Origin of the sequence: Mesorhizobium sp. M0052 (assembly GCF_040323255.1) — a bacterium.
GTDB lineage: Bacteria > Pseudomonadota > Alphaproteobacteria > Rhizobiales > Rhizobiaceae > Mesorhizobium.
Genome location: NZ_JAMYUS010000035.1, coordinates 26,840 through 47,204, shown reverse-complemented (window position 1 = coordinate 47,204; position 20,365 = coordinate 26,840). Strand labels below are relative to the sequence as shown.

Genomic DNA, 20,365 nt, shown 5'->3' with positions numbered 1-20,365 from the left:
GCGGGAATCAGGTGACGTGAACAATCACCAGCCTGCCATGACCGCCCCCTCTCAGCGAATTTGCAGAACTCTCAGCACACTACCGAGCCAACACCGAGGCTGCGGAAGGTGTGCGGGATGAGCCCAACCGATTTCGCGGTGCGGTAGGCGTCACGAGTCATTGGCGTCTCTTGCCTAAGCCGGTTCGTTGGATTCTGCCCTCTCGACGAATCCACAATTCGAAGGCAGCAGGCAAGGAATCACTGTGTCTGTTGACGGGCTACCCAATGCGTATGTTCTCTCGAAAAGGCTTGTTCGGCTTCGTTCACAAAGTCCGAGAAAGCAGCCTCTGATGCGACTTCCATAACGCGTCCCTGTATGATCCCAATCTCGTGGGCCGTTAAAGTGTATGAAGACGAAAGCTCGTTGAATTTTTTTACTTGGGTCCAACCCACCATACTCGAAGCTAAGACGATTAACGGCTCTATAGGCCAAATCGCCAGGACAGGGTTGGCTATCCGTAGCAAAACAAGTCCGATGGCAATGACGTATGCAGTTATACCAGCGAACATCCAAGCTCGACTCGCTTTTTTGTTTTTGCTCGCCTTAACTGCATACCAAGAGCGTTGCTCACGAATCCGATGGGTATCGTAGTACGATTTTCGATCATCCAGCGACAGAGCACGCGTCGCCTCCATCGAGACCGTAATCTGGTCGTTGGCGGCTTCGTCTGGCGGGATTCGACTTCCAATATGGTGGTTGGCATCAAGGATCGCGAGCAAATAATTTCGGAACTCCGCCCTTCGAACCGCAACTTTGTCGGCATCGCCGAACGGTTCCGCCCGCATGCAGTAGCGCCAGCATGAGGTCTTAATGGACTCTGCAAGTGCTCGGCCTTTGTACCAGTCTTGCTCAGGCTTCTTTAAACTGCGAGTGATTAAAACTCCCAGCGAAATCAAGAAAACAAAGGCGTATCCAGCAAAGTAAAGGGGCGTTTGACTCAAGTCGAGAGAAAGGATTGCCGCGACCAGGAGCAACATGTACTCAGCTCGAATGAGCCATAGGAACTCACTTTGCGAGCCAGCGGAGAGCTGGCTCGCAGCACGATATAGCGCAGGGTAATCGAACTTTATTGTCAAGGTACAAGACGACGAATTGCTGCGACAATGGAGGCCGAATTCCAAGCGACCATCTCATCAGCATAGTCAATTACGGACTGCGGCGTTCTCTGCTCCCCCCACCGTTTGATTCCTAAAATCGGCTTGCCGAGGGACCTTGCAAACTCCATCTCGAACTGAATCCAGTCACTGTGGTTAACATACATCCCGGAGACAATCACCACGCACTGCACGGGTCGGATTTGGCGCCTCATCGCTTCGGCGAGTTCGGCTTTGCTCATACGTGGGAACGCGTCGTCCACGGGAACGGAGTAATTTGTCCACTCGAAGTTCGACGCATCGTTCAAAAACCTTACCGCACGTTCGTACCGCTCACTGTAGCTCCACGCGTGGCTGATAAAGAGCCGATGGTTGTGTAGATATGGCACGACAGCATCCTTTGAAAAGCGCAAGAAATATTAGGTATCGGTCAAATAGCCGCATAAGTCCCGTTTAGCACGTGCCGCGCAGCGGTCAATGCTCCTGGCCTTTTCTTGCCCCCTGAAGTATCTTTTGCGGTGGAAATCGATCCCTAGCAGCCGCACCTGACGCCGAGGCGGTTTTGAAAATGGTTCGAGCGCTCCTAAAGACGTTCTACGAAAAAACCGGAACCATGAAGGACGTGGTCAACACTGGGGACTTTTTGTTGACAGCCTACGGTGCCGCATCTCTGTTATTACGGCGCGGGAATTGCCGGGCTGTTGACGTATGCCGGAATCACTCGATAGCGATCAGGGGTATCATTGCGCGTGCGGAGTGACGGTGTCGCCCTTAACTGCGGTTTACAAAATCAACTTAGTTCCCGCCACTCGACCCTCTGCAGCGACTTGAAGAACGGGTTAGCCCTTGGATTCTTTCGGGACGGCCGTAACAACTACCGGCGGGGTACTATCAACCACGACATGCACTAGCGTGTTCAGTTTCTCACGCACACCTTCATCGAAAAAACAGGTCTCAAGCCCTTTGGTCCCGCTAAAATTCACAAATTCGAGACCCTTGGCATATCTGAAATCGGCATTTAGTAAATTGGCGTTGCGGAAGCTTGCACCTGCTAGCTCGGCATCTTCGAATGGCGGAGCGTACACCTGGGCCCGGTTCTGCGGATCGTCATCTATCACCTCAAACCAATCATCCTCATTCGGCTTGAAGTCCGTCCATTCAAGCGTAGCGCCGTCGAAAGTCGCGTTAACGAGATTTGTTTGAAGAAATCGCAAGTTGGTACCCTTTATCCCGAATAAGGTGCCACCCAGCATGCCTTTTGAGAAAACCACTCCAACGCAATCAGTTGCAGAGAAGTCTACATTGTCGAGTACGGTTCCGAAGTTTGCTAGTCCGCTGATCGAATTCGTATTGAACACCGTGCCGCGCAACTTCGTGATTCTGTTCTGGAAAAACGAGAAGTCACGAAGGGTTATCCCGCGCAGATCAAAGGCGGTCACTCCCAGCTTGGAGAGCCGCCGCAGATTTCCAGCAATTCGCACACGTGCCTCTTCAGTGTCCCAGCGTTTGTAGTCGTCTATCTCCTCGCTGTAGCGCTCTATGTGCTGCTTTCGTTCGCGCCGAAGCTCAAACCAGCCGATCAGCAGGACGACAAAGATGATGTCGAATAGCGTTCCCCAAGCTTCGACGTAGACCCCTTGTTCGATGTCACCGACGGAGCCCCCGATAGGACGCAGGTACAGAAGCAGTGCCACCGATGCGACCGCGATACCGATAGGAGGCGCATATGGCCCAATTGCATTTCGGAACGAAATCCATCTGCGCCTCCACTTGTTGCGGCGCAGTCGCCAACGGAACTTCTGTCGGTCCCACCAACTCACAGCTTAACCCCGTCGTCGTGCCCCAGACACCATATCGATCAACAATACGCCAGGATAGTCACAGGGTCGGTATCTTGGCACCCATATAATCGGGGGACACTAAAAGGAACCTTGACGGGCCGCACTCCACCGGGTCTCCGCCATCGGCGACAACCATCTGGTCGAGTTATAATCCGCAGATGATGCCGTTGCTTCATTTCGTACCTTTTGGTACCTTCGACAACAAGACCGGCGCAATAACATCAATAGCTTAGAACACGGCGGTGCGTTTCCGAGAGGGCGGGGTAGTCCCTTTCCGCCCGTCAGGGATCGTTTTTGTCGCAATCCCTTCCTCGTTGCCCTCGACGATCCCAAAATCGTGGAAGCCAGACCGCGATGCGGATGTGTGAAATACCAGCTAGGCGAGCACTTCCTAATATCCGCGGAATGCCGGGCTTCACATCCGGCGCCTCGTCGAGATTGACGAAGATGAAGCCTTGCTGCCAATTCCGCTGGTCCCATACCAATGGCTAACCAGTCTGCCCGCATTCGACATCGTGGGACGTGATCGCAAGTCAAGTGCTCCGACGGACGCCGCGAGTTCTCCGTTACCTCAGGAACCTTACTGGCCTTCCCCAAGCTGAGCTTCTGGAAAATGCCGGTGGCAATCTCGAAGACGGTGAATGCCGTCAAGGCAAGCCCGCCTTGCACCGCCTTCCAGCGAGCTTCACGGCAGCAGCATCGGTCAGTTCTCCGAAGCGAATGGCTGTCGCTATCAGCGAGCTTTGACACAGTTCCGCCACTGCGATGATCGCGTCGGTAGGGCAGCTGGTTAGTTGCCCGCGCATCTACAGCAACCCAGCCCGTTCCGCCTCGCGGCGCAAATTCTGCCGCGGCCTGGGGCCGATCTGCTGGATCACCAATCCGGCCGCTAGTGAGCCAAGGTCGCCGCAGGTCTGCAGGTCGCGGCCTTGCGTGTAGCCATGCAGGAAGCCTGCGGCATAGAGATCGCCGGCGCCCGTCGTGTCGACCAGTTCCTTGATCGCGGTCGCCTTGATGACCACGGTCTCGTCGCCGCGCACGATCACTGAGCCCTTTTCCGAACGCGTCACAGCGGCGATCCGGCAATCCTTGCGGATCTGTGCCAGCGCCTCGTCGAACGACGATGTCTGGTAGAGCGACTTGATCTCGTGGCTGTTGGCAAAGACGATGTCGACCGTGCCAGAGCGCATCAGGTCGAGGAACTCGTCGCGATAGCGGTCGACGCAGAACGAATCCGACAGTGTCATCGACACTTCGCGGCCCGCCGCATGCGCCAGCTTGGCCGTCTGCCGGATTGCTTCCTTGGCCCGCGGCGGGTCCCACAGATAGCCTTCGAAATAGGTGACCTTGGCGCCAGACGCCTTGTCGGCCTCGACATCCTCAGGGCCAAGCTCGACGCAGGCGCCGAGATAGGTGTTCATCGAGCGTTCGCCGTCGGGGGTGACGAAGATCATCGAGCGCGCCGTCGGCGGCTCGCCCATGAGCGGCCTGGTGTCGAAGGCGACGCCCTGCGCATGGATGTCGTGAGCGTAGATTTCGCCCAGCGCGTCATTGGAGACCTTGCCGAAGAAGGCGGCGCGGCCACCGAAGCTGGCGACGCCGGCCGCTGTGTTGCCGGCACTGCCGCCGGACGCCTCGATCGCCGGACCCATGCGGCTGTAGAGCAATTCGGCGCGCTTTGTGTCGATGAGATTCATCGCGCCCTTGATAATGCCGTTGGTCTCGAGGAATTCCTCGTCGCACTGGGCAATGATGTCGACAATGGCATTGCCGATGCAAAGCACGTCATAATCCGGCATCAATGTCTCCGCTTGGGAACCCGCCAGCTCTGTTGCCACGCGGGCCGGGCGCGGGTCTGCCGGTGGAAATGGGCTTTCCGCTTGCCAATCCGATCGCCGGCGGCTCTCACGGGGCGGCGAGTCCTGCCTCGCGACGCAATTCGTCCGCCCTGTCTGTCTTCTCCCAGGTGAAATCAGGCTCTTCACGGCCGAAATGGCCATAGGTCGCTGTATTGCGGTATATAGGGCGTAAGAGATCAAGCATCTTGATAATGCCTTTCGGTCTGAGATCGAACAACTCAAGAATGAGGCGCTCGATCCTGCTTTCCTCAACCCTGGCTGTCCCGAACGTGTTGATCATGACGGAAACCGGACTGGCCACGCCGATTGCGTAAGCAAGCTGCACCTCGCACACGTCCGCAAGTCCGCTGGCGACGATGTTCTTTGCGACATAGCGGGCCGCATAGGCAGCTGAGCGGTCAACCTTGGACGGGTCCTTGCCCGAGAAGGCGCCGCCGCCATGACGACCCATCCCGCCATAGGAATCGACGATGATCTTGCGTCCAGTGAGACCGCAGTCGCCGCGCGGCCCGCCGACTACGAACCGCCCCGTCGGGTTGACCAGAATTCTGATGCCTTCCGTCTCCAGGTGGGTCGGCAGGACAGGCTTTATGATTTCCTCAATGACGCCCTCGCGGACAGTCTCTTGCGAGACCTGCTCGTCATGTTGCGTCGACACGACGATGGTATCCAGGGCGACCGGGCGCAACCCCTCATAGCGCACTGAGACTTGGGATTTCATGTCAGGACGCAACCAGCCAAGCTGTTGTGCCTTCCGGACATACGCCTGCCGTTTCGTCAAGCGATGAGCGAGCTGGATCGGCAAAGGCATCAGGGTATCGGTTTCGCGGCATGCGTAGCCGAACATGAGGCCCTGATCTCCCGCTCCCTGCTGGAGGTCTTGCCCTCTTCCCTCGTCAACGCCTTGGCTGATGTCGGGCGACTGCTCTGTGAGGGCATGAACGACGGAGCAACGCCGGCCGTCAAAGCCGACGGCCTCGTCGTCGTACCCAATGTCGAGAATCGTATCGCGCGCAACTTGGCTGTAATCCACCTGCGCATCGCTGGTAATCTCGCCAGCCAGGACGACTATCCCTGATTTTACCAACGCTTCACAGGCGACGCGCGCCTTGGGATCTGTGCGAAGGATGGCATCGAGGATGGCATCCGAGATGTTGTCGGCCAACTTATCCGGGTGCCCCGCGCCAACCGATTCGGAAGAGAACACGAACTGCCTAGCCATGAATACCTCGCTTCGGGTGTTGGATGTAGTATGGGCATTTTGCTTGGCCCACCTTACTTGTCGGAGATGCCCGGGACCTCGAACGCAGCGCACAAGTCGGCAACGTCTCTTCGCACGTGCGCATGGAGGTCTTCGTCATCGGGCCGGCGGAGGACGGAGTCAATGAAGCCAGCAATTTGCACCATTTCCACATCGCGCATGCCCATTGACGTCACTGCTGGCGCCCCCAGGCGAATTCCGCTTGTGACCGCCGGATGCCGCGGGTCGCCTGGCACCATATTAAAGTTTGTGATGATTCCTGCCTTTGCTAGTCGCTCGGCATAGGCCTTGCCCGATAGGGGCCGATCGCGAAGATCAAGGATCAGCATGTGATTGTCCGTCCCCCCGGTCACCAAGTCATAACCTCGCTCAAGCAGTGCATGTGCCAGAGCCTTGGCATTCTTGACCGTCTGTTGGCCGTAGCTTCGGAAGGACGGGTTCGCGGCTTCGTGCAAGGCAACCGCTAGCGCAGCGATGGCATTCATGTGGGGCCCGCCTTGCAGGTGAGGGAAGACCGCCCGGTCTATTCGTCTGGCGAGATTGTATTTGCTCTTTGTATGATACAGGGCCTGATAGCGATCTTCGTTCCTTGACAAAATGAAGCCACCGCGGGGACCGCGGAGCGACTTGTGAGACGTGCTGCTGACCACGTCGCAATGGCCCACGGGATTCGGGTGCGCTCCCGCGGCAATCAGGCCGCTGATGTGCGCAATGTCGGCTACGAGATAGGAGTTCGCTTCCAGGGCGATTTCTGCCATTGCCGCGTAGTCAAAGACACGCGGGTAGGCAGTTCCGCCGACCCAAATGAGCCGCGGCCGTTCCCGCTTGGCTGTCTCGCGCAAGCGGTCATAGTCAATCTGCTGTGTCTTTTCATCTAGACCATAGGGCACGCGTTGATAGTCAGTTCCGGAAAAGTTGATGGCCCAACCATGAGTCAGATGGCCCCCTTCCGGAAGGGGCAAGCCCATGACTTTGTCACCGGGACTCAAAAGCGCACGATAGACAGCCTGGTTGGCCGGCGAGCCGGAATAAGGCTGGACGTTGGCATGCTCGCTGCCAAATAATGTTTTCAGGCGCTCAATGGCCAGATTCTCAAGCTCATCAACGATCTCGTTTCCAGCGTAGTAGCGCGCACCGGGGTACCCCTCGGCGTACTTGTTCGTGAAAATCGAGCCGTTCGCTTCCAGCACGGCCGAGGACGCAAAGTTCTCTGAGGCGATGAGCTTAAGCGTCGTTCGCTCCTGCCGCTCCTGTCTCAGAAGCAGCTCGTGAACGCGCCAATCAACTGCGGCCAAGGAAGACCGCCCGTAGGTGTCGGGCTGATCGATCGTGCCGTCGGCGGAGTTGTCCATGGTAGCTTCGCGCTCCAATTGAATTGACTATTTCACGATCAAGCACGCGGTCCCCTTCGGCCGCGTGTCTCGTACCGCTTCGAGCCGCTGCAGGTCCTGTTTATGATAGCCGTCGCGATGGGGCAGGAGATCAACCAATAATTGAACCAGCCCGCCGTCGTTGGATCCTGCGGTGAGATGGTACGAGCGCCACGGAGGCTGTTCGTTGCAGCAAAGAAAGTCGGCTCTGGCGAGCAGCCGGACGTGTCGCGCAACCCGCTCTCGACACACGCCCAGAATCTCCGCTAGGTCGCAGACAGTTAGGTCCGCATGCGCACAAAGGCCCAGGATTCGAAGACGGTCAGGATGCGCTGCCATGCGTAGGCGACTAATCAGTGTCATCATGGCTCAGGACCACGTCCTACCGAATTTCTCATTTCGCGTTCTCCACAGAAGTTGCAGATTTCGAAGGTTGTCCAACGACCGGACAAATCTCGGTGGCCGTGACGACCGTCGATATCTGTGTCGAACAAACAAATGGGCGCTCTTCTTGCCGTTAGCCGAAATTGCAAGCAGTTCGGCCGGTCGAAGACAAGCGGGGCCAGGGTTTGGAACCACTGACCTCAGACGTTGCAATAAGCCTACCATTCACAGCGAGCCGGAGTTGCTAAGAGTCTATGAATTTCCTTGAAGGATCTGTTGCAACGTTTGCCCAGCCTGGCCTGCTCCCGGTTTGCAGCGGTCATCGTCAGGCGATCCATCGCCTCTGCGAGCACTATCAGGAATTTGCCCTGCATCGCATCGCTGATCAGCTCCTGAAGGCCGGGACGCAACAGCGACGCGCCGCAGATCGCGCGGTGGGTATTGCTGTCGACGACTGTCCAGCCTTGCTTTTCAGCACCCAAGCAGCAGAGCCGCAACTGATCCTCGATCGAGGCGTCTCGGTGATTGTCAGTTGAGTAGCGAGCGCCAAGCGCGACCTTCATGAGGCGGCCCCTTACTCCGGGACGCGGTCTCGCGTCTGGCTATCCGTTTCGGCTTGAACGAAATCCCGTGCGGCCTGTCGCGCCAGCAGCCGGACCAGATTGACGAAGCGTCGATCGGGCTTCGGCGACGCAGGCACAGCCGATTCGCGGGCCGCGCCGGCGACCACACGAAGCTTTTCGGCTGTTGCCGTTTCGGCGCGCTATGATCGCCTTCCTGTCCTGACGCGAAATACTCCGTTTCGCGACAATGATGCCAAGTCACAGTGCTTCGACAAGCTGGAAATTCTTTGTGATCAATAACGCGCGTCGCGCAGGAGCCAGTGCTGGCCGATGACGGGCGACCTTGTGCTCCGAAGAAGCCATGGCTATATATCCGGATAGAGAAGGGAGGCACGCGATGGGCAACACTGCACAGAAGAGAGCCATCGAGAATTATCGGTCTCGCCTGGCTGAGCGCGGCATCGCGCGGTTCGAGATCCTGGCGTTCGACGCAGACCGCGATCTACTGCGAACTCTTGCCCGAAAATTAACGGAGAGCGGGCCGGATGCCCGACAGCTTCGTCGGACCATACAGCAAGCCGTGGCGGGTGAGCCACCGAAAGCGGGCAGCATTCTCGCCGCGTTGCGTCGCTCGCCTCTGGTTGGCTCCAATCTCGACCTCAGCCGGCCGCGCGAAGAGGGGCGCAAGATCGAGCTGTGACGCGCTACCTTCTTCATACCAATATCATCAGCAACGTCATAAAGCCGGCGCCTTCGGGCTCGTTGCTGGCCTGGATGGGCGCGCAGAAGGACGAAGACCTCTTCATTGCTTCGCTTACTGTCGCCGAAATTCGCCGAGGCATCCTAAAGAAGCCGAAGGGGAAAAAGCGCAGCAGCCTTGAAACTTGGTTCGAGGGCTCCGAAGGCCCGCAAGCGCTGTTCGCTGGCCGCGTGCTATCGTTCGACGAGAAAGCTGGCCTCGTGTGGGCGCGGCTGATGGCCAACGGCAAAGCCAGAGGCTGTTCGCGGAGCGCCCTAGACACAATCATTGCCGCTGTAGCCGAAGCCAACGAGTGTGTCGTAGTGACCGACAATGAAAAGGACTTCGAGGACGTTCAGATAATCAACCCGCTCCGTAGCTCTGGAAGCCTAGCGGGTGATGATAGCTCCAACGGTCCGGCCGATTCAACTTGAGGATTTCAGCGGCACGGCGTCCGAACGTCTCGTGTTCGCCTACCTTTTAGCGATGGCTGGATTGATCTTGCTTAGTTCGGCCAGGGCGTCTCTTCCAGTTCCGCTTTAATGCCATCCCGGTTCATCTAGTCAGCTCGATCTACCAACAGTTCGCACGCACGAGCGCCGCGGACAAGGCGCCATCGCAGGGACTGCGCGATATGCGTGTCGAGCTCGTCCATCTTACACTCGATCTCGTCTTCGAAGGCCTCTCGCCAAACGTAGTCGATGCCGCGCGCGGCTCGGGGCCTTCTCATCGAGGCTTTCTCGCGACTGGTCTGGCGCGCTACCAATGGCAAATTCGCCCGCCGGGAACTCGTCGGTCTGTACTCCCAGCTCTGGGCGTCCACATCAACTGCGGAGCTCTTGGCATCGCCGTGTTCTGCCTTTAGCTGGCAGCTCTCGAGCTGGACGAGCAGCCGATCAGCGACACCCGCGACCTCAAGTTCGACCCGGTTAACTCGATAACACCCTATTGGCAGATTCAGTCGGGGAGGATCTGCCCACTCCGATCACAAGCCGATCTTTCGACCCCGTGGTCGGGAATTCTCCATGGACTTCGTGAAGAAGGAATGCAGCGCCGAAAGCCGAAGCGCTTCCGATACATCGACGCCCCTTCCGAGACGGAGCCCCGATTAGGCATTCCTGCCACTCTATCTAGCCGACCCCCGTGGCCGCGTTGCCGATCGGTGCGCACTGGTCGCCTACATCGCCCCGGCACGTGAAGATCGTCTCTGCTGACGCTCGTTGAGCAATTCAGGCCGCCTCCGGCTGGCGTTTGATCAGCGTCAGCGTCAACCAGCGCGCGGTCAGCGCCGGCTTTTTCGAGCCCTCGATCTCAATCGTCACGCCCAGCGCCGTCTGCACCCAGCCCGACGGCCTGACCTTGACGTCGGCCAGTACGAAACGGGTGCGGATGCGCGATCCGGTTTTCACCGGCGCCAGGAAGCGCAGCGATTCGAAGCCATAGTTGACACCCATCTTGCAGTTTTCGAGCGGCCGCATGGTCTCGAAAGTCATCGCCGACAAAAGCGAAAGCGACAGGAAGCCATGTGCGATGGTGCCGCCGAACGGCGTCTCGCGCTTGGCGCGCTCCGGATCGCAGTGGATGAACTGGTGGTCATCGGTGGACTCGGCGAACTGGTCGATCATCCGCTGCGAGACCACCCGCCACGGCGATACGCCGACTTCCTTGCCGACGCTGGCCAGAAGCTCGTCGAGACTGATCGGTTCCAAGCTAATGTCCTCCATTTCAACCGTCCGAAGCGCGAGCGGCTTCATTCCGTGAACAGTGTCAGCCCATGCTGCACCGACTGCCGGCCATCCATCGGCAGGATGGCTCCGGTGAGATGACTGCCGTCACAGCTGCACGAATAGAGCGTTCCGCCGGCAATCTCATTCGGCGCCCCGATGCGGCCGATCCGAACATGGCTGCAGACGAGCCGGCTTGTACTCGGTCGCGGTGCGCGTCGTGCAGGCCGCCGAAAGCAGCTCGTCTTGCTACGGATGATCATTCCGCCGGCGCCGCTATGCGGTATTGTCGCAGATTGATAAAATCAATTGTCTGGATAGGAACCATCCGTGTCTCGAATGGTGGAGGAGTAGTCCAGCAGACGGGGTGGCTTGTGGTCCTTCTTGAAGCGCGCCGACCTCATTGGCCGCTAGCTGTGAGCCGGCAAACAGCGCCAGTTCAATGACATTGGGTGTCGACACGGCAAGCGGCATCAGATGCTACTTTATGATGCGGGTGGCGCTTGCTTCAAGAAGCGCTCGCCTGACGTGGAAGCAGCACCGGATCTGGATTGTCGGTATGCGCGGATATTCGCGCAGCACAGCGGCAACCGCAGCGACGATCGATCTCAGCCGTTGCGAGCATGCCGATGTTGGTGGCGGCCACTCTGTTAGGCTGAAGCGCAGCGCGCATTTGGTCCGTCACCAGACCGGGTTGCGTAACTTGGATTTCCAAGGCGTCTTCCTGGGTTTGCACCGTCAGCGCGCTGACAGCAAAGGCAGGTGCGCACGTCAAGGCAAGCGATCGTCTCGATCTCGCGGGCAATTCCAGCCCCACCGCGGGAATCTGACCCGACAACAACGAGCAGATGCGGTTCTCGCCCCAGCGCCATTGTTCTGTCTTTCGATCCATTCTCGCGTGCGCGCTTCTGGGGCGTCGTTCAGCGCAAAGTCGGTGACCACGGCTGCGCTTTCCGCGCCAGCCTCGAAAAGCGCCTTCGAGCCGGTCAGGTTGAGGCCGCCGATGGAGACCAATGGGATCGGCGCGACCTGGTGCTTCCACTCGCTGATCCGCTCGAGCCCTTTCGACGCCCATTCATCTGCTTCAGGCTAGTTGGATAGATGGGCCGAGCGCCACATACTCCGGCTCAGCCACTGGCGCCGTTTCCAGTTCGGTGTGATCGTGGATCGAAAGGCCGAGCTTCAATCCGGCGTATTTAATCGTCAGCATCGGCGGCAGCCAAATCCTTTTGACCAAGATGGACGAAGTCGCAGCCTTCCTCGATTGCCGTGCGCCAATTGTCGTTGACGCTCACTTGGCAACCATGGACCGCGCAGGCGTCGTTCGCGCGGCGGATTTCCGTCTGCAGTCCTTTCTCGTCCATATCCTTTATCCGGAGCTGCAGCAGACTCACGCCGAGCGGCGCCAGCCGGTCAACCCAGCCGGCACGTCGAAATTCAGATAGAAGGGATCGAGCTTCATGAGAAGACAGCCCTGCCGACCGTCGGTGAGTAGCGCGGTTCGAGCATTCCCGAGTTGAAAGCTTCACGACCGGCATCGACCGCTTTGCCGAATGCACGCGCCATGCCGACCGGATCGGCCGCCCTCGGGACCGCCGTGTTCAGGAGCACGGCGTCAAACCTGAGCTCCATGACGGTCGCCGCGTACGACGGCCGTCCGAGCCGTGCATCCACAATCAACGGAATGTAGGGGAAATGTCCGCGCATCAACTGGACCTCGGAGCTCAACGCTTCATCGCATTAGAATGAGCGTTCGAAACGCAGGATACCGCCGACACTGCCCTTCTTGTTGGCATTGGCCCAGTTCACTTCGGAAGCTTTCACCTTTCCGACGGCGGAGCCTCCGTAGCGGTCGTAGTCGAGTTCAGCCGTAACTGTGAAATCTGGAAGAAGCGCATAGGCGACGTTCGCAGCGACACCATAGTTCTTGAGCTGATCACCCGAGAGCTGAAGGTTGAACGAAGTTGTCTCGTTGACCTCGTAAGCGGCGCCAGCCCAGAAAGCCCAGTTCCCGCCCCAAATCTTATAGAAGCCGCGACCATGAGCGTCGATCGCGTTCATGGAGTCGTCGTTGAGCTTGCCATTGGAACCGTAGCCGAACATTCCGAACAGCAACAGTTCGTTGGTGACATTGATGTCGACACGGACCTTGGCGGCTACCGATTCGTAGTTGCTATCATAACCAGCAACGCCGGTGATCGCTCCCCAGCCATGTGTGTATTTCAAGCCGCCGACTATGTGCGGAGCGTAGTTGTCGATTGTGCCCACCACGCCTGAGCCTTCTTCGAGCGAAACCACGGCGGAAAAGCCGTTCGCGGCGTCGAAGTAGTACTGGACCACATTGGTATCCAAAGCGCCGTACGGAACCGGCGTCTGGTTGAGTACGTCACCCGCGCCGCCAATAAACATGTCGAAGGCCGACCAGTCCTTACCAACTCGGAGGCCACCAAGCTGAATCCAGGCGAAAGTCAAGATGCTGTCTCCGTTGAAGGCATAGGACCGAGAACTGTCCGAAACCGAAGTGTGGCGGTTACCGAAATTCACGCGGGTTTCGGTGTAGGTCTTCAACGTGCCGAGTTCGGTCTCCTGGCCGGTCCAAGCTTTCAGTGTGAAGCGCGTGTTGTTTTGCCATGTACCCTGATCCTCACCAGTCCTCACATCTGAGGTTCTTGCGTGGTCAAACAATCCGACATCGCCCAAGCCCACGTAGTAGCTAAGATAGCCGCCGATGCGCAGGCAGGTCTCGGTGCCTGAAATGTAGACGTAGCTGGAGCCGTAGACGTCGCAGATCTTGACGTACTCAGTCGGATCAGGCTCGGGGACGATGATCACGGCGCGAGCGTCGGAAACGGCGGCCAGTGCCGCAGTTGAGCCGAGGAGGAGGCTCCCAATGGTCATTGTTGATCTCCGTCTAAATAGTAAAAGGAATCGAGACCGATAAATGATTTTTGCCAAGCAAACGATTGATAGCGCATCAAGCTGAATTCTAGGAGTGTTGCTGCACCTGTCGTGCTAATGCTCAGGAGAATTTAGAATGTGATTGAGACTTGTTGTCACATATATTAAGTAGTTATCACTCCCAGACGGTCATACAACATTTTTGTACAATCACCCTTTTCACCTCCGCGGCGGGCCTCACAAAGGGTACTACTGCAAATGACGTGCCACCCTGACGACCCAGCTGCGGCTTGAAGCTCAAATGTGCGGGCGGACCTTGGTTCGCGCTTCCGTTCTTTTTGCCTTGCGGATCCACCCAAGCACGAACGGCAAACGTTTCGGCTACGGTTCGTCTGTTCGCTTCGCGACAGTTTGGCTTAATGGCGACGGCATTGTTTCCTGTGAGCCCCGCCGTTGAGGCATCATGCGGCGGCCACCGCTCGGTACGACGCCGTCACTTTGGCGAGCTGATGGTCGATAACCACGCGCCGCAGCCTTGCGCCACTGAGTCGGTAGGCGCCAGCCTTGGCATTGCGGCGGACCTGACGGTCGCGTCGAGCAGGTTTTCGTGTTGAAAGCGGCGCGGCACAGCTAATGCTTCTTGCCAGCAATTCACACAACGAGCTCATCGAGACGGCAGAGATCATTATGGGCGGCGCTAGCTGGCGTGCAAAGTCTGGACCCAACACCGTATTGTCTCATCGGATGCGGCATCTGCGTTCAGAAGAGTCTCCCACGCGCAGATGAAGGGAAGGGACGTCGAACAAAACGGTGCGCGTGAGGGTTTCGGCGGGAACACCATCGTCAGTCGCTGACCGAGTGCGCTCAGACCATCGCTGTCCAGCCAAGACTGAACGGCGCCCATTGCTAAAAAATTTCGAGCCCAAAGCGGAACGGACTGACATAGCGCAAAGACGCAGGCGAGCGCAGCGGTAAGGTTGGATGTTATCAGCATGGGACGGTGACCGTTGCAGACCACGAAATTTCGAGAGGCCCGGCTGCCTTGGTACACTATCTATCCGGCTGTGTCGGAGTTCTCTGGGGCGGTCGGCGCCGAGGCTTATGAGGAATGGCTCAGGAACCTGCCGGCTGATGATCCGGTGTCACTCTACCTGCACGTTCCGTTCTGCCGATCAGCCTGCTGGTATTGCGGCTTCCCAACCACCATCACCCGCCGTGATGCGCCCATCCTCAACTATCTGGCGGCGCTGCGTGACGAGATCCGTCTGGTTTCGGAGCGAGTGCCGAAGACGTTGCCCGTGAGCGACATACATTTCGGCGGCGGAACGCCGTCTCTCATCGGACCAGCCGAGTTCCTCGCTCTGATGGAGTTCCTGCGATGCCGCTTCGCCATCTCGACAACAGCTACGGTCGCCATCGAGATCGATCCACGCACGCTCGCGCCCGAGATGGCGGAAGGCTTGGGAGCGGCCGGCGTGAACCGCGCGAGCCTGGGCGTACAGAGCTTCGATCCCATTGTTCAAAAAGCGATCAACCGAATCCAGAGCGAGGCCCAGACGTCGGCTGCCGTGGAAGTGCTGCGCCGGCATAGAGTAAGCCGCATCAACTTCGACCTCATCTACGGCCTGCCGCGTCAAACGGTGGAGTCGTGCGTCGAGACGGCGAGGGCAGCGGTCGCCATGCGCCCCGACCGGCTTGCCTTGTTCGGCTACTCGCACATCCCATCCCAAGTAAAGAATCAGCGCCTCATCGAGGCGGAATTTCTTCCCGACAGCGCTGCCCGCGCTGAACAGTATGCGGCTGTCGCCGTGACGCTGATTGCCGCCGGCTACCGACAGATCGGGCTCGACCATTTCGCCTTGCCGGACGACGAGCTCGCGCTGGCACAGGAAACAGGTCGCCTGCGACGTAACTCATTGGGCTACTCGGCCGATACCTGCAGAACCCTGATCGGTTTCGGCGCGTCGGCTATCGGCCGCATCGGCCAGGGATACGTTCAAAACGAAGTTACACGGGATTCCTACATCCAGCACATCGCAGCTGGCCGACTGGCGACATCGAAGGGCCATCGCCTCACAGACGACGACCGCGTGCGAGCCGCAATTATCGAGCGATTAATGTGCGATTTCGAGGCTGACGTGCCGGCAATCTGTGTCGCCCACGGATCTGATCCGATCCGTCTTCGCGATTCGGCTGAGCGCTTGGCCATGCTGGCCAAGGACGGGATAGTGGACTTCGAAAACGGCTTTGTCCGCGTACGGCGGGAGCATCGCTTTGGGATTCGCGCTGTCGCTGCCGCATTCGATGTTTTTAGGGATGGCGTTACGTATATCCCGCAGCAGCTTAATGCGATGCAAAGCACGACATAGTCCGGCATCAATGTCTCCGCTTGGAACCGCCGGCCTACTTGCCACGCCGGCCGGGCGCTGGTCTGGCAAGTGGGCTTTCCGATTGCCAATGCGTTCGTTCCCGGCCCTCCGGGGCGGCGAGTCCCTGCCGTGAGCGCCTCACCCGCGAGGCTACATGGCGGCCGTGGAGATGACCTCAGCAGCGGCGCCCGATCGGAAACCTTAGCACCTCAGCGCTTTGGCGTGGCTGCTTGAACTCTTCGACGGCAACCGCCTCAATTAGCAGGTCCAAGGCTTCGCGGCCCCTTTGACTCATCGGGTCATCCCCACAAAGGTAGTCATACGCTCGATCTAAATGCACTCGGGCGGCGGAAAAATCGCTTGTCATATCATAGAACCCTCTCTACCCGCCCGCATTGCCGTCTACGAGGTGAAGGTAGTGCAATCGTCAATATATACAGACAAATTTGAATTAAATCGGAGATGATCATGGAGGCCGAGTTCCCTGACCTGATGCCGCCATCGAGCCCGCCGACGACCACTCGCTGGCGCTCGGTCGGTTCATAAATGCCGAGCACCCCGTCCCGAGACCACCTCTGACCTCCCTCCTTCGATGCTAGACGCGTGGAAGATATGGCTGCGCCGCCGCTGCGAGAAAGGCGTGTCCCATCGCGCGGCGGCTGCATAGTGGGCAGCCAGCGCCGGGAGCTAATCGGCAAAGCCGCGTGTGGCGATTTTGCATAGCGGGCGCAGGCGAATCGCCACGCCCGTCCAGCATGTCCGATGCCGCGTAGGCCGCCAGGATCCCTGAGCGGAGTGCATGCACGATCCCGCGTGATGACAGTGGATCGGCACAGAACAGGCAGTCGCCCGCCGCGACCCAGCGGTCACCGGCGGCGGGATCGATTGTTGCGGTTCCCGCCGCCTTGATCATGCTGGCGGTCTCGATTGCGTTGGGCGGCACGAGCGGCGCGATGGACTGCGTTGCGGCTAAAGCGCGGTACCAATGTCCGGCTTTGCGCAGTTCGCTGCCCAGATCCGGATCGGTGAGGCACGCGCAAGTCGGCGCTGTACCACCAGCCTTCGGGACGCGCCTCGACGACCATGCTGCAATCGCCCGGTGCGCGGTCGAAAAAGCGTGTGTAGGCGGCAAGATGTCCGTGCATGGTGAGCTTGGCGCCGAAACATCGCGCCAGCCTCCAACTGCGACCGGTCGCCCAAACCACGGCGCGGGCAACGATAGCTTCATCGGCCAGCTTGAGCAGCCAGCCTTGATCGTCGCGCACTGCCGAACCCACGGCCGAGCCAAACCGCGTGTCCACACCTGCCGCCTTGGCCGCCTGCACCATCAGCCGGTCGAATCGCGTCCGGTCGAGCTGCCAGCCGGCACCTTGAGCGGAAAACATGCCGTGCCGCTCGCTGGGAACTTCATTGGCCCACACCGAAACAAGCGCACGATTTTCAACGAAGCCGGCCTCGGCGAACGGCGTCCAGACACCAAGCTGACGCAGCAGCCCATTCGCTACTGCCGGCAGCACCTCTCCCGGCTTTGGCCGATCATGCCTTCCTGCTTCCAGCAACAGCACGCTCCGCGCGGGTGCATCGTTGCCAACGCCAGTCCGGATGTGGTCGCCGCCGAACGTGATCGTCTCAGCGAGCTGGCGGGACAAAATGCCAACCTCAAGATAGCGTTGGCCCGGATCAGCGAGGCGGACTGAGGAAGACTTTAAATTCAAAAGGTGACACGCGGCAATAGTCGCGTGCCGCTGTAGCCCCAGGCTCCGCTTCACCGTGGGGACCGATCGGTCGCACTCTCAGCCTGGGGTTCTTCTCTGCCACCCATCATCGAATTTTGGTGGATTGTCCGTCTCCCGCACCGGTTTGAGCGCGATAGACAAGAATCGCGTTTTCTGTGCCGGCCGGGCTTCAATGACGGGGATGGCGAAAAGCTGAGTGCTCGGGCTTGCGGGCCGAGCTTGTCGGTCGCTCGATGGAAAGTGTCATCTGAGGCGCTTCCACTCCCGCGTGCAACTGGAAGACACGCTCGTCCAGTTCCTTGTCCACTTCCGTCAGACGATGATTGAGGCGAAGGTAGTCCGTCCAGGTCGGCGTGCGGAACGTTTCCGTCCAATGCATAGGCTTCTGCAGGTTCCGCTGGAGCGTCCAATTCCGAGCACCGACCCGGCTGTGTACATGACGCCGCTGCCGCATGAGGTCGAGGAAAGCCTCGAGATTTCTCTCGGCTATCAGATATTCGACCTTGACCACGATCGGGCCGCTTCTCGGCTTCAGATTGAGAGCGACAGCCGGGGCATCGAATTCCTCCAGAGGATCGGGCTCTGAGTCGCGGCGCTCGCGAAGAGGAAACAGAACGCCGGCTGCAGCGACGAACATCAGGGAGGCAGCGGAACCCTCCAGCGCCAGGGCCAGCGAATGGTTTTCGGCCACCGTGCCCCACACCCAGCTGCCGAGCGCGATGCCACCATCTATCAAAGCTAGTAGATCGAGATGGTGCGCCCCACGACCCAGCGCGGGCTTGCCAGCTGCACGCTCACACCGACCCCTGACCAGGCGGTGACCCAACCCGCGCCGCCCAAAGCGAGTGCAATTGCCGCCACCCCGATCGAAGTTGTCAGTGCCAGGGAAAGTGAGCACGCCGCGCAGGCGACGCAGGAGAGCCTCATCAGCCGCTCCTGCGACAAGCTCCGTCTGAACAGGCTGTTGGAGAGGCCAGCGAAGACGGCTCCGGTCCCGAAGCCGGCCATGAGCGCGCCATAGGCGAGCGGGCCTCCTCCCAGCTGATCGCGGACAACCACCGGCAGCAGCGCGAGTATGGCGATGCTCGCCAAGCCAAAGAGGGTTCCGCGCGCGATCGCGGCCTTGATTTCCGATGACATCCCCGTGAAGCGCAGCCCGTCATAGATCGCCGTCCTCATCGACTCGCGTGGAAGAGGGGAAGAACGAACCTTCCACTTGCAGCGCCAAATAGTGGCCAAGGGTACGAAATAGGTGAGCGTGGTCACCGCGAATGCCGCCATAAGGCCAAACGAGGCAACTACAATGCCGCCGAGCGCCGGGCCCACAGTCCGGACGGTATTGAATCCAACAGAAAGCAGGGTGACGGCAGCGGGAACATCGCGTCGATCCACAATATCGCCAACCGACGCTTGCCAGGCCGGATCATTGAGAGCACCGCCGCTTGCGATCAAGAAGCTGAAGCCGAGGATCATCCACGGACTGACAAAGCCCAGCGCCACGGACGCGGTCAGCATCGCGGACGCAATCACCATAAGGCACCGACCGGCGAACATGACCCGGCGCCGGCTGAAATTGTCGGCGAGAGCCCCGGCAAAGACGGACAAGACGAAAGCGGGCAGGTTCGATGAAGCCTGCACCAACGCAACCATCAGATCGGAAGTCGAGATCGTTGCCATCAGCCAGCTGATGGCAACAGTCTGCATCAACCAGCAGAGGCTTGAAACCTGCGTCGCGAGCCAGATTGAACGAAAGGTGGGCTGCAGAAGTGGCCCAAAGGTCGTTGGTGCAGCCAAATCTTCGTTTGATCCAGCCACCCTACTCATTTTGCGAACCTTTGCTTTCCGTTATTGTCGCTTCCCATGTAATCTAGGCTGAACCGTGGCGGCTTGAAGAATAGATGGAACCCATTTGTCTCCGACGATGTGGCCACAGTTCCTCCTGACCAGTGGTCTGGCGGCCGAGACGCAGAAATGGGCCGGCTCACTCGCCTTCGACGACATGTTGGCGAGCCGGAATTCACATGGCATTGGAGGCATCATGCTTGATCGACGCGCTGCCGAGCGATTTTCCGCGAAACGCGACGTTGTTCTTTTGTTGGAAACTCACTCATCAGCGCCGTTCGATGCTGAGTGTGGCTTTCGAAAAGTGAGGACGTTTGCAGATCTTTGACAGGATCAATTCCCTGATTGACGCAGACGATTGCCACGCCGCGATTAAAGACGCGCGCGCCCTGCTCCTTCAGTTCGAACAAAAGTCTGATGCCTCACACATGCGATCGACGAGTTTCTGCTCGACCTGATGACATTGGCTTTCATCGTCGAATGTTACGGACGCGGCTTTGAACTTTTGGCGCGAACGCTTGCCCGTAGAAGGCTGGCGAAGGTCAGACTGTTGTCGGGAGGGGTCGGCCGGGCAGAACGGGTTCCAAAGCCTGATGGCTGAACCGGCGATCGAGCCGCGTTCCAATTAACGACGTGGCGACCG

The 20,365-nt window shown here is 58.9% G+C and carries 17 protein-coding genes and 3 pseudogenes; 3 read left to right on the top strand and 17 right to left on the bottom strand.

Going from position 1 to position 20,365, the window contains the following annotated elements; genetic code table 11:
* Window positions 1–239 precede the first annotated feature (239 nt).
* The 8 genes from NKJ77_RS30525 to NKJ77_RS30490 form a co-directional block, all read right to left on the bottom strand.
* Window positions 240–1,118: a DUF4231 domain-containing protein gene (locus NKJ77_RS30525; RefSeq protein WP_023747663.1), complete on the bottom strand. Its 879-nt coding sequence runs from the start codon at window positions 1,116–1,118 to the stop codon at window positions 240–242.
* Window positions 1,115–1,525 (bottom strand): TIR domain-containing protein, encoded by a 411-nt coding sequence (locus tag NKJ77_RS30520; RefSeq protein WP_023747662.1) that lies wholly within the window; start codon window positions 1,523–1,525, stop codon window positions 1,115–1,117. The genes NKJ77_RS30525 and NKJ77_RS30520 overlap by 4 nt, the downstream gene beginning before the upstream one ends.
* Before the next feature lie 450 nt (window positions 1,526–1,975).
* Window positions 1,976–2,830, bottom strand: coding sequence for a pentapeptide repeat-containing protein (locus tag NKJ77_RS30515; protein WP_352536260.1), 855 nt, complete (start codon window positions 2,828–2,830; stop codon window positions 1,976–1,978).
* Between the two features lie 953 nt (window positions 2,831–3,783).
* The gene (locus NKJ77_RS30510) at window positions 3,784–4,776 is read right to left on the bottom strand and encodes an adenosine kinase (RefSeq protein WP_023747659.1); all 993 of its coding nucleotides are present in this window, start codon (window positions 4,774–4,776) and stop codon (window positions 3,784–3,786) included.
* Between the two features lie 106 nt (window positions 4,777–4,882).
* On the bottom strand, window positions 4,883–6,058 hold the full coding sequence (gene metK / locus NKJ77_RS30505) for a methionine adenosyltransferase (RefSeq protein WP_023747658.1): 1,176 nt from the start codon (window positions 6,056–6,058) through the stop codon (window positions 4,883–4,885).
* A 53-nt stretch (window positions 6,059–6,111) separates the two neighbouring features.
* Window positions 6,112–7,449, bottom strand: a complete 1,338-nt coding sequence (gene glyA / locus NKJ77_RS30500) for a serine hydroxymethyltransferase (RefSeq protein ID WP_023747657.1) — start codon at window positions 7,447–7,449, stop codon at window positions 6,112–6,114.
* Window positions 7,450–7,476: 27 nt separating this feature from the next.
* The gene (locus tag NKJ77_RS30495; RefSeq protein WP_352536263.1) at window positions 7,477–7,806 is read right to left on the bottom strand and encodes an ArsR/SmtB family transcription factor; all 330 of its coding nucleotides are present in this window, start codon (window positions 7,804–7,806) and stop codon (window positions 7,477–7,479) included.
* A gap of 263 nt (window positions 7,807–8,069) precedes the next feature.
* A complete protein-coding gene (locus NKJ77_RS30490; protein ID WP_023747655.1) occupies window positions 8,070–8,414 on the bottom strand; it encodes a recombinase family protein in 345 nt (114 codons plus the stop codon).
* A gap of 397 nt (window positions 8,415–8,811) precedes the next feature.
* On the opposite strand from NKJ77_RS30490, the gene NKJ77_RS30485 reads away from it, so the two are divergent.
* Both NKJ77_RS30485 and NKJ77_RS30480 read left to right on the top strand, forming a co-directional pair.
* Entirely contained in the window at window positions 8,812–9,114 is a 303-nt protein-coding gene (locus NKJ77_RS30485) for a hypothetical protein (RefSeq protein WP_023747653.1), read from the top strand.
* A complete protein-coding gene (locus NKJ77_RS30480) occupies window positions 9,111–9,587 on the top strand; it encodes a type II toxin-antitoxin system VapC family toxin (RefSeq protein ID WP_023747652.1) in 477 nt (158 codons plus the stop codon). The genes NKJ77_RS30485 and NKJ77_RS30480 overlap by 4 nt, the downstream gene beginning before the upstream one ends.
* A gap of 795 nt (window positions 9,588–10,382) precedes the next feature.
* On the opposite strand, the gene NKJ77_RS30475 is transcribed toward NKJ77_RS30480, so the two are convergent.
* The 5 genes and pseudogenes from NKJ77_RS30475 to NKJ77_RS30455 all read right to left on the bottom strand — a co-directional run bounded on the left by NKJ77_RS30475 (window position 10,383) and on the right by NKJ77_RS30455 (window position 13,775).
* On the bottom strand, window positions 10,383–10,877 hold the full coding sequence (locus tag NKJ77_RS30475) for a MaoC family dehydratase (protein ID WP_031194149.1): 495 nt from the start codon (window positions 10,875–10,877) through the stop codon (window positions 10,383–10,385).
* Window positions 10,878–11,385: 508 nt separating this feature from the next.
* Window positions 11,386–11,694 carry a bifunctional hydroxymethylpyrimidine kinase/phosphomethylpyrimidine kinase gene (locus NKJ77_RS30470; RefSeq protein WP_435053460.1) on the bottom strand — a complete coding sequence of 103 codons (309 nt, stop codon included), beginning with the start codon at window positions 11,692–11,694 and terminating at the stop codon, window positions 11,386–11,388.
* A gap of 48 nt (window positions 11,695–11,742) precedes the next feature.
* Window positions 11,743–12,339 (bottom strand): annotated as a pseudogene (locus NKJ77_RS30465) (thiamine phosphate synthase); the annotation flags it as partial.
* A pseudogene (locus NKJ77_RS30460) lies at window positions 12,336–12,599 on the bottom strand (thiazole synthase); the annotation flags it as partial. The pseudogenes NKJ77_RS30465 and NKJ77_RS30460, both read right to left, overlap by 4 nt.
* 18 nt (window positions 12,600–12,617) lie before the next feature.
* A complete protein-coding gene (locus NKJ77_RS30455; RefSeq protein ID WP_023747649.1) occupies window positions 12,618–13,775 on the bottom strand; it encodes a porin in 1,158 nt (385 codons plus the stop codon).
* A 1,007-nt stretch (window positions 13,776–14,782) separates the two neighbouring features.
* Here NKJ77_RS30455 and hemN point away from each other — a divergent pair.
* Entirely contained in the window at window positions 14,783–16,144 is a 1,362-nt protein-coding gene (gene hemN, locus NKJ77_RS30450; RefSeq protein ID WP_352536259.1) for an oxygen-independent coproporphyrinogen III oxidase, read from the top strand.
* Window positions 16,145–16,319: 175 nt separating this feature from the next.
* Here hemN and NKJ77_RS30445 read toward each other — a convergent pair whose 3' ends face one another.
* The 4 genes and pseudogenes from NKJ77_RS30445 to NKJ77_RS30430 all read right to left on the bottom strand — a co-directional run bounded on the left by NKJ77_RS30445 (window position 16,320) and on the right by NKJ77_RS30430 (window position 20,132).
* Window positions 16,320–16,511: a hypothetical protein gene (locus NKJ77_RS30445; RefSeq protein ID WP_023727257.1), complete on the bottom strand. Its 192-nt coding sequence runs from the start codon at window positions 16,509–16,511 to the stop codon at window positions 16,320–16,322.
* 499 nt (window positions 16,512–17,010) lie between these two features.
* Complete coding sequence (locus NKJ77_RS30440) at window positions 17,011–17,793, bottom strand: NAD(P)/FAD-dependent oxidoreductase (protein WP_031242936.1); 783 nt, start codon at window positions 17,791–17,793, stop codon at window positions 17,011–17,013.
* 256 nt (window positions 17,794–18,049) lie between these two features.
* A pseudogene (locus NKJ77_RS30435) lies at window positions 18,050–19,704 on the bottom strand (MFS transporter).
* 212 nt (window positions 19,705–19,916) lie between these two features.
* Window positions 19,917–20,132 carry a hypothetical protein gene (locus NKJ77_RS30430; RefSeq protein ID WP_352536258.1) on the bottom strand — a complete coding sequence of 72 codons (216 nt, stop codon included), beginning with the start codon at window positions 20,130–20,132 and terminating at the stop codon, window positions 19,917–19,919.
* Between the last annotated feature and the right edge of the window lie 233 nt (window positions 20,133–20,365).

Excerpts from the sequence above, each read along its gene's own strand:
- NKJ77_RS30510 (WP_023747659.1), bottom strand. The coding sequence starts at position 4,776 with ATGCCGGATTATGACGTGCTTTGCATCGGCAATGCCATTGTCGACATC.
- metK (WP_023747658.1), bottom strand. The coding sequence starts at position 6,058 with ATGGCTAGGCAGTTCGTGTTCTCTTCCGAATCGGTTGGCGCGGGGCAC.
- glyA (WP_023747657.1), bottom strand. The coding sequence starts at position 7,449 with ATGGACAACTCCGCCGACGGCACGATCGATCAGCCCGACACCTACGGG.
- NKJ77_RS30495 (WP_352536263.1), bottom strand. The coding sequence starts at position 7,806 with ATGGCAGCGCATCCTGACCGTCTTCGAATCCTGGGCCTTTGTGCGCAT.
- NKJ77_RS30490 (WP_023747655.1), bottom strand. The coding sequence starts at position 8,414 with ATGAAGGTCGCGCTTGGCGCTCGCTACTCAACTGACAATCACCGAGAC.
- NKJ77_RS30485 (WP_023747653.1), top strand. The coding sequence starts at position 8,812 with ATGGGCAACACTGCACAGAAGAGAGCCATCGAGAATTATCGGTCTCGC.
- NKJ77_RS30475 (WP_031194149.1), bottom strand. The coding sequence starts at position 10,877 with ATGGAGGACATTAGCTTGGAACCGATCAGTCTCGACGAGCTTCTGGCC.
- NKJ77_RS30455 (WP_023747649.1), bottom strand. The coding sequence starts at position 13,775 with ATGACCATTGGGAGCCTCCTCCTCGGCTCAACTGCGGCACTGGCCGCC.
- NKJ77_RS30445 (WP_023727257.1), bottom strand. The coding sequence starts at position 16,511 with ATGACAAGCGATTTTTCCGCCGCCCGAGTGCATTTAGATCGAGCGTAT.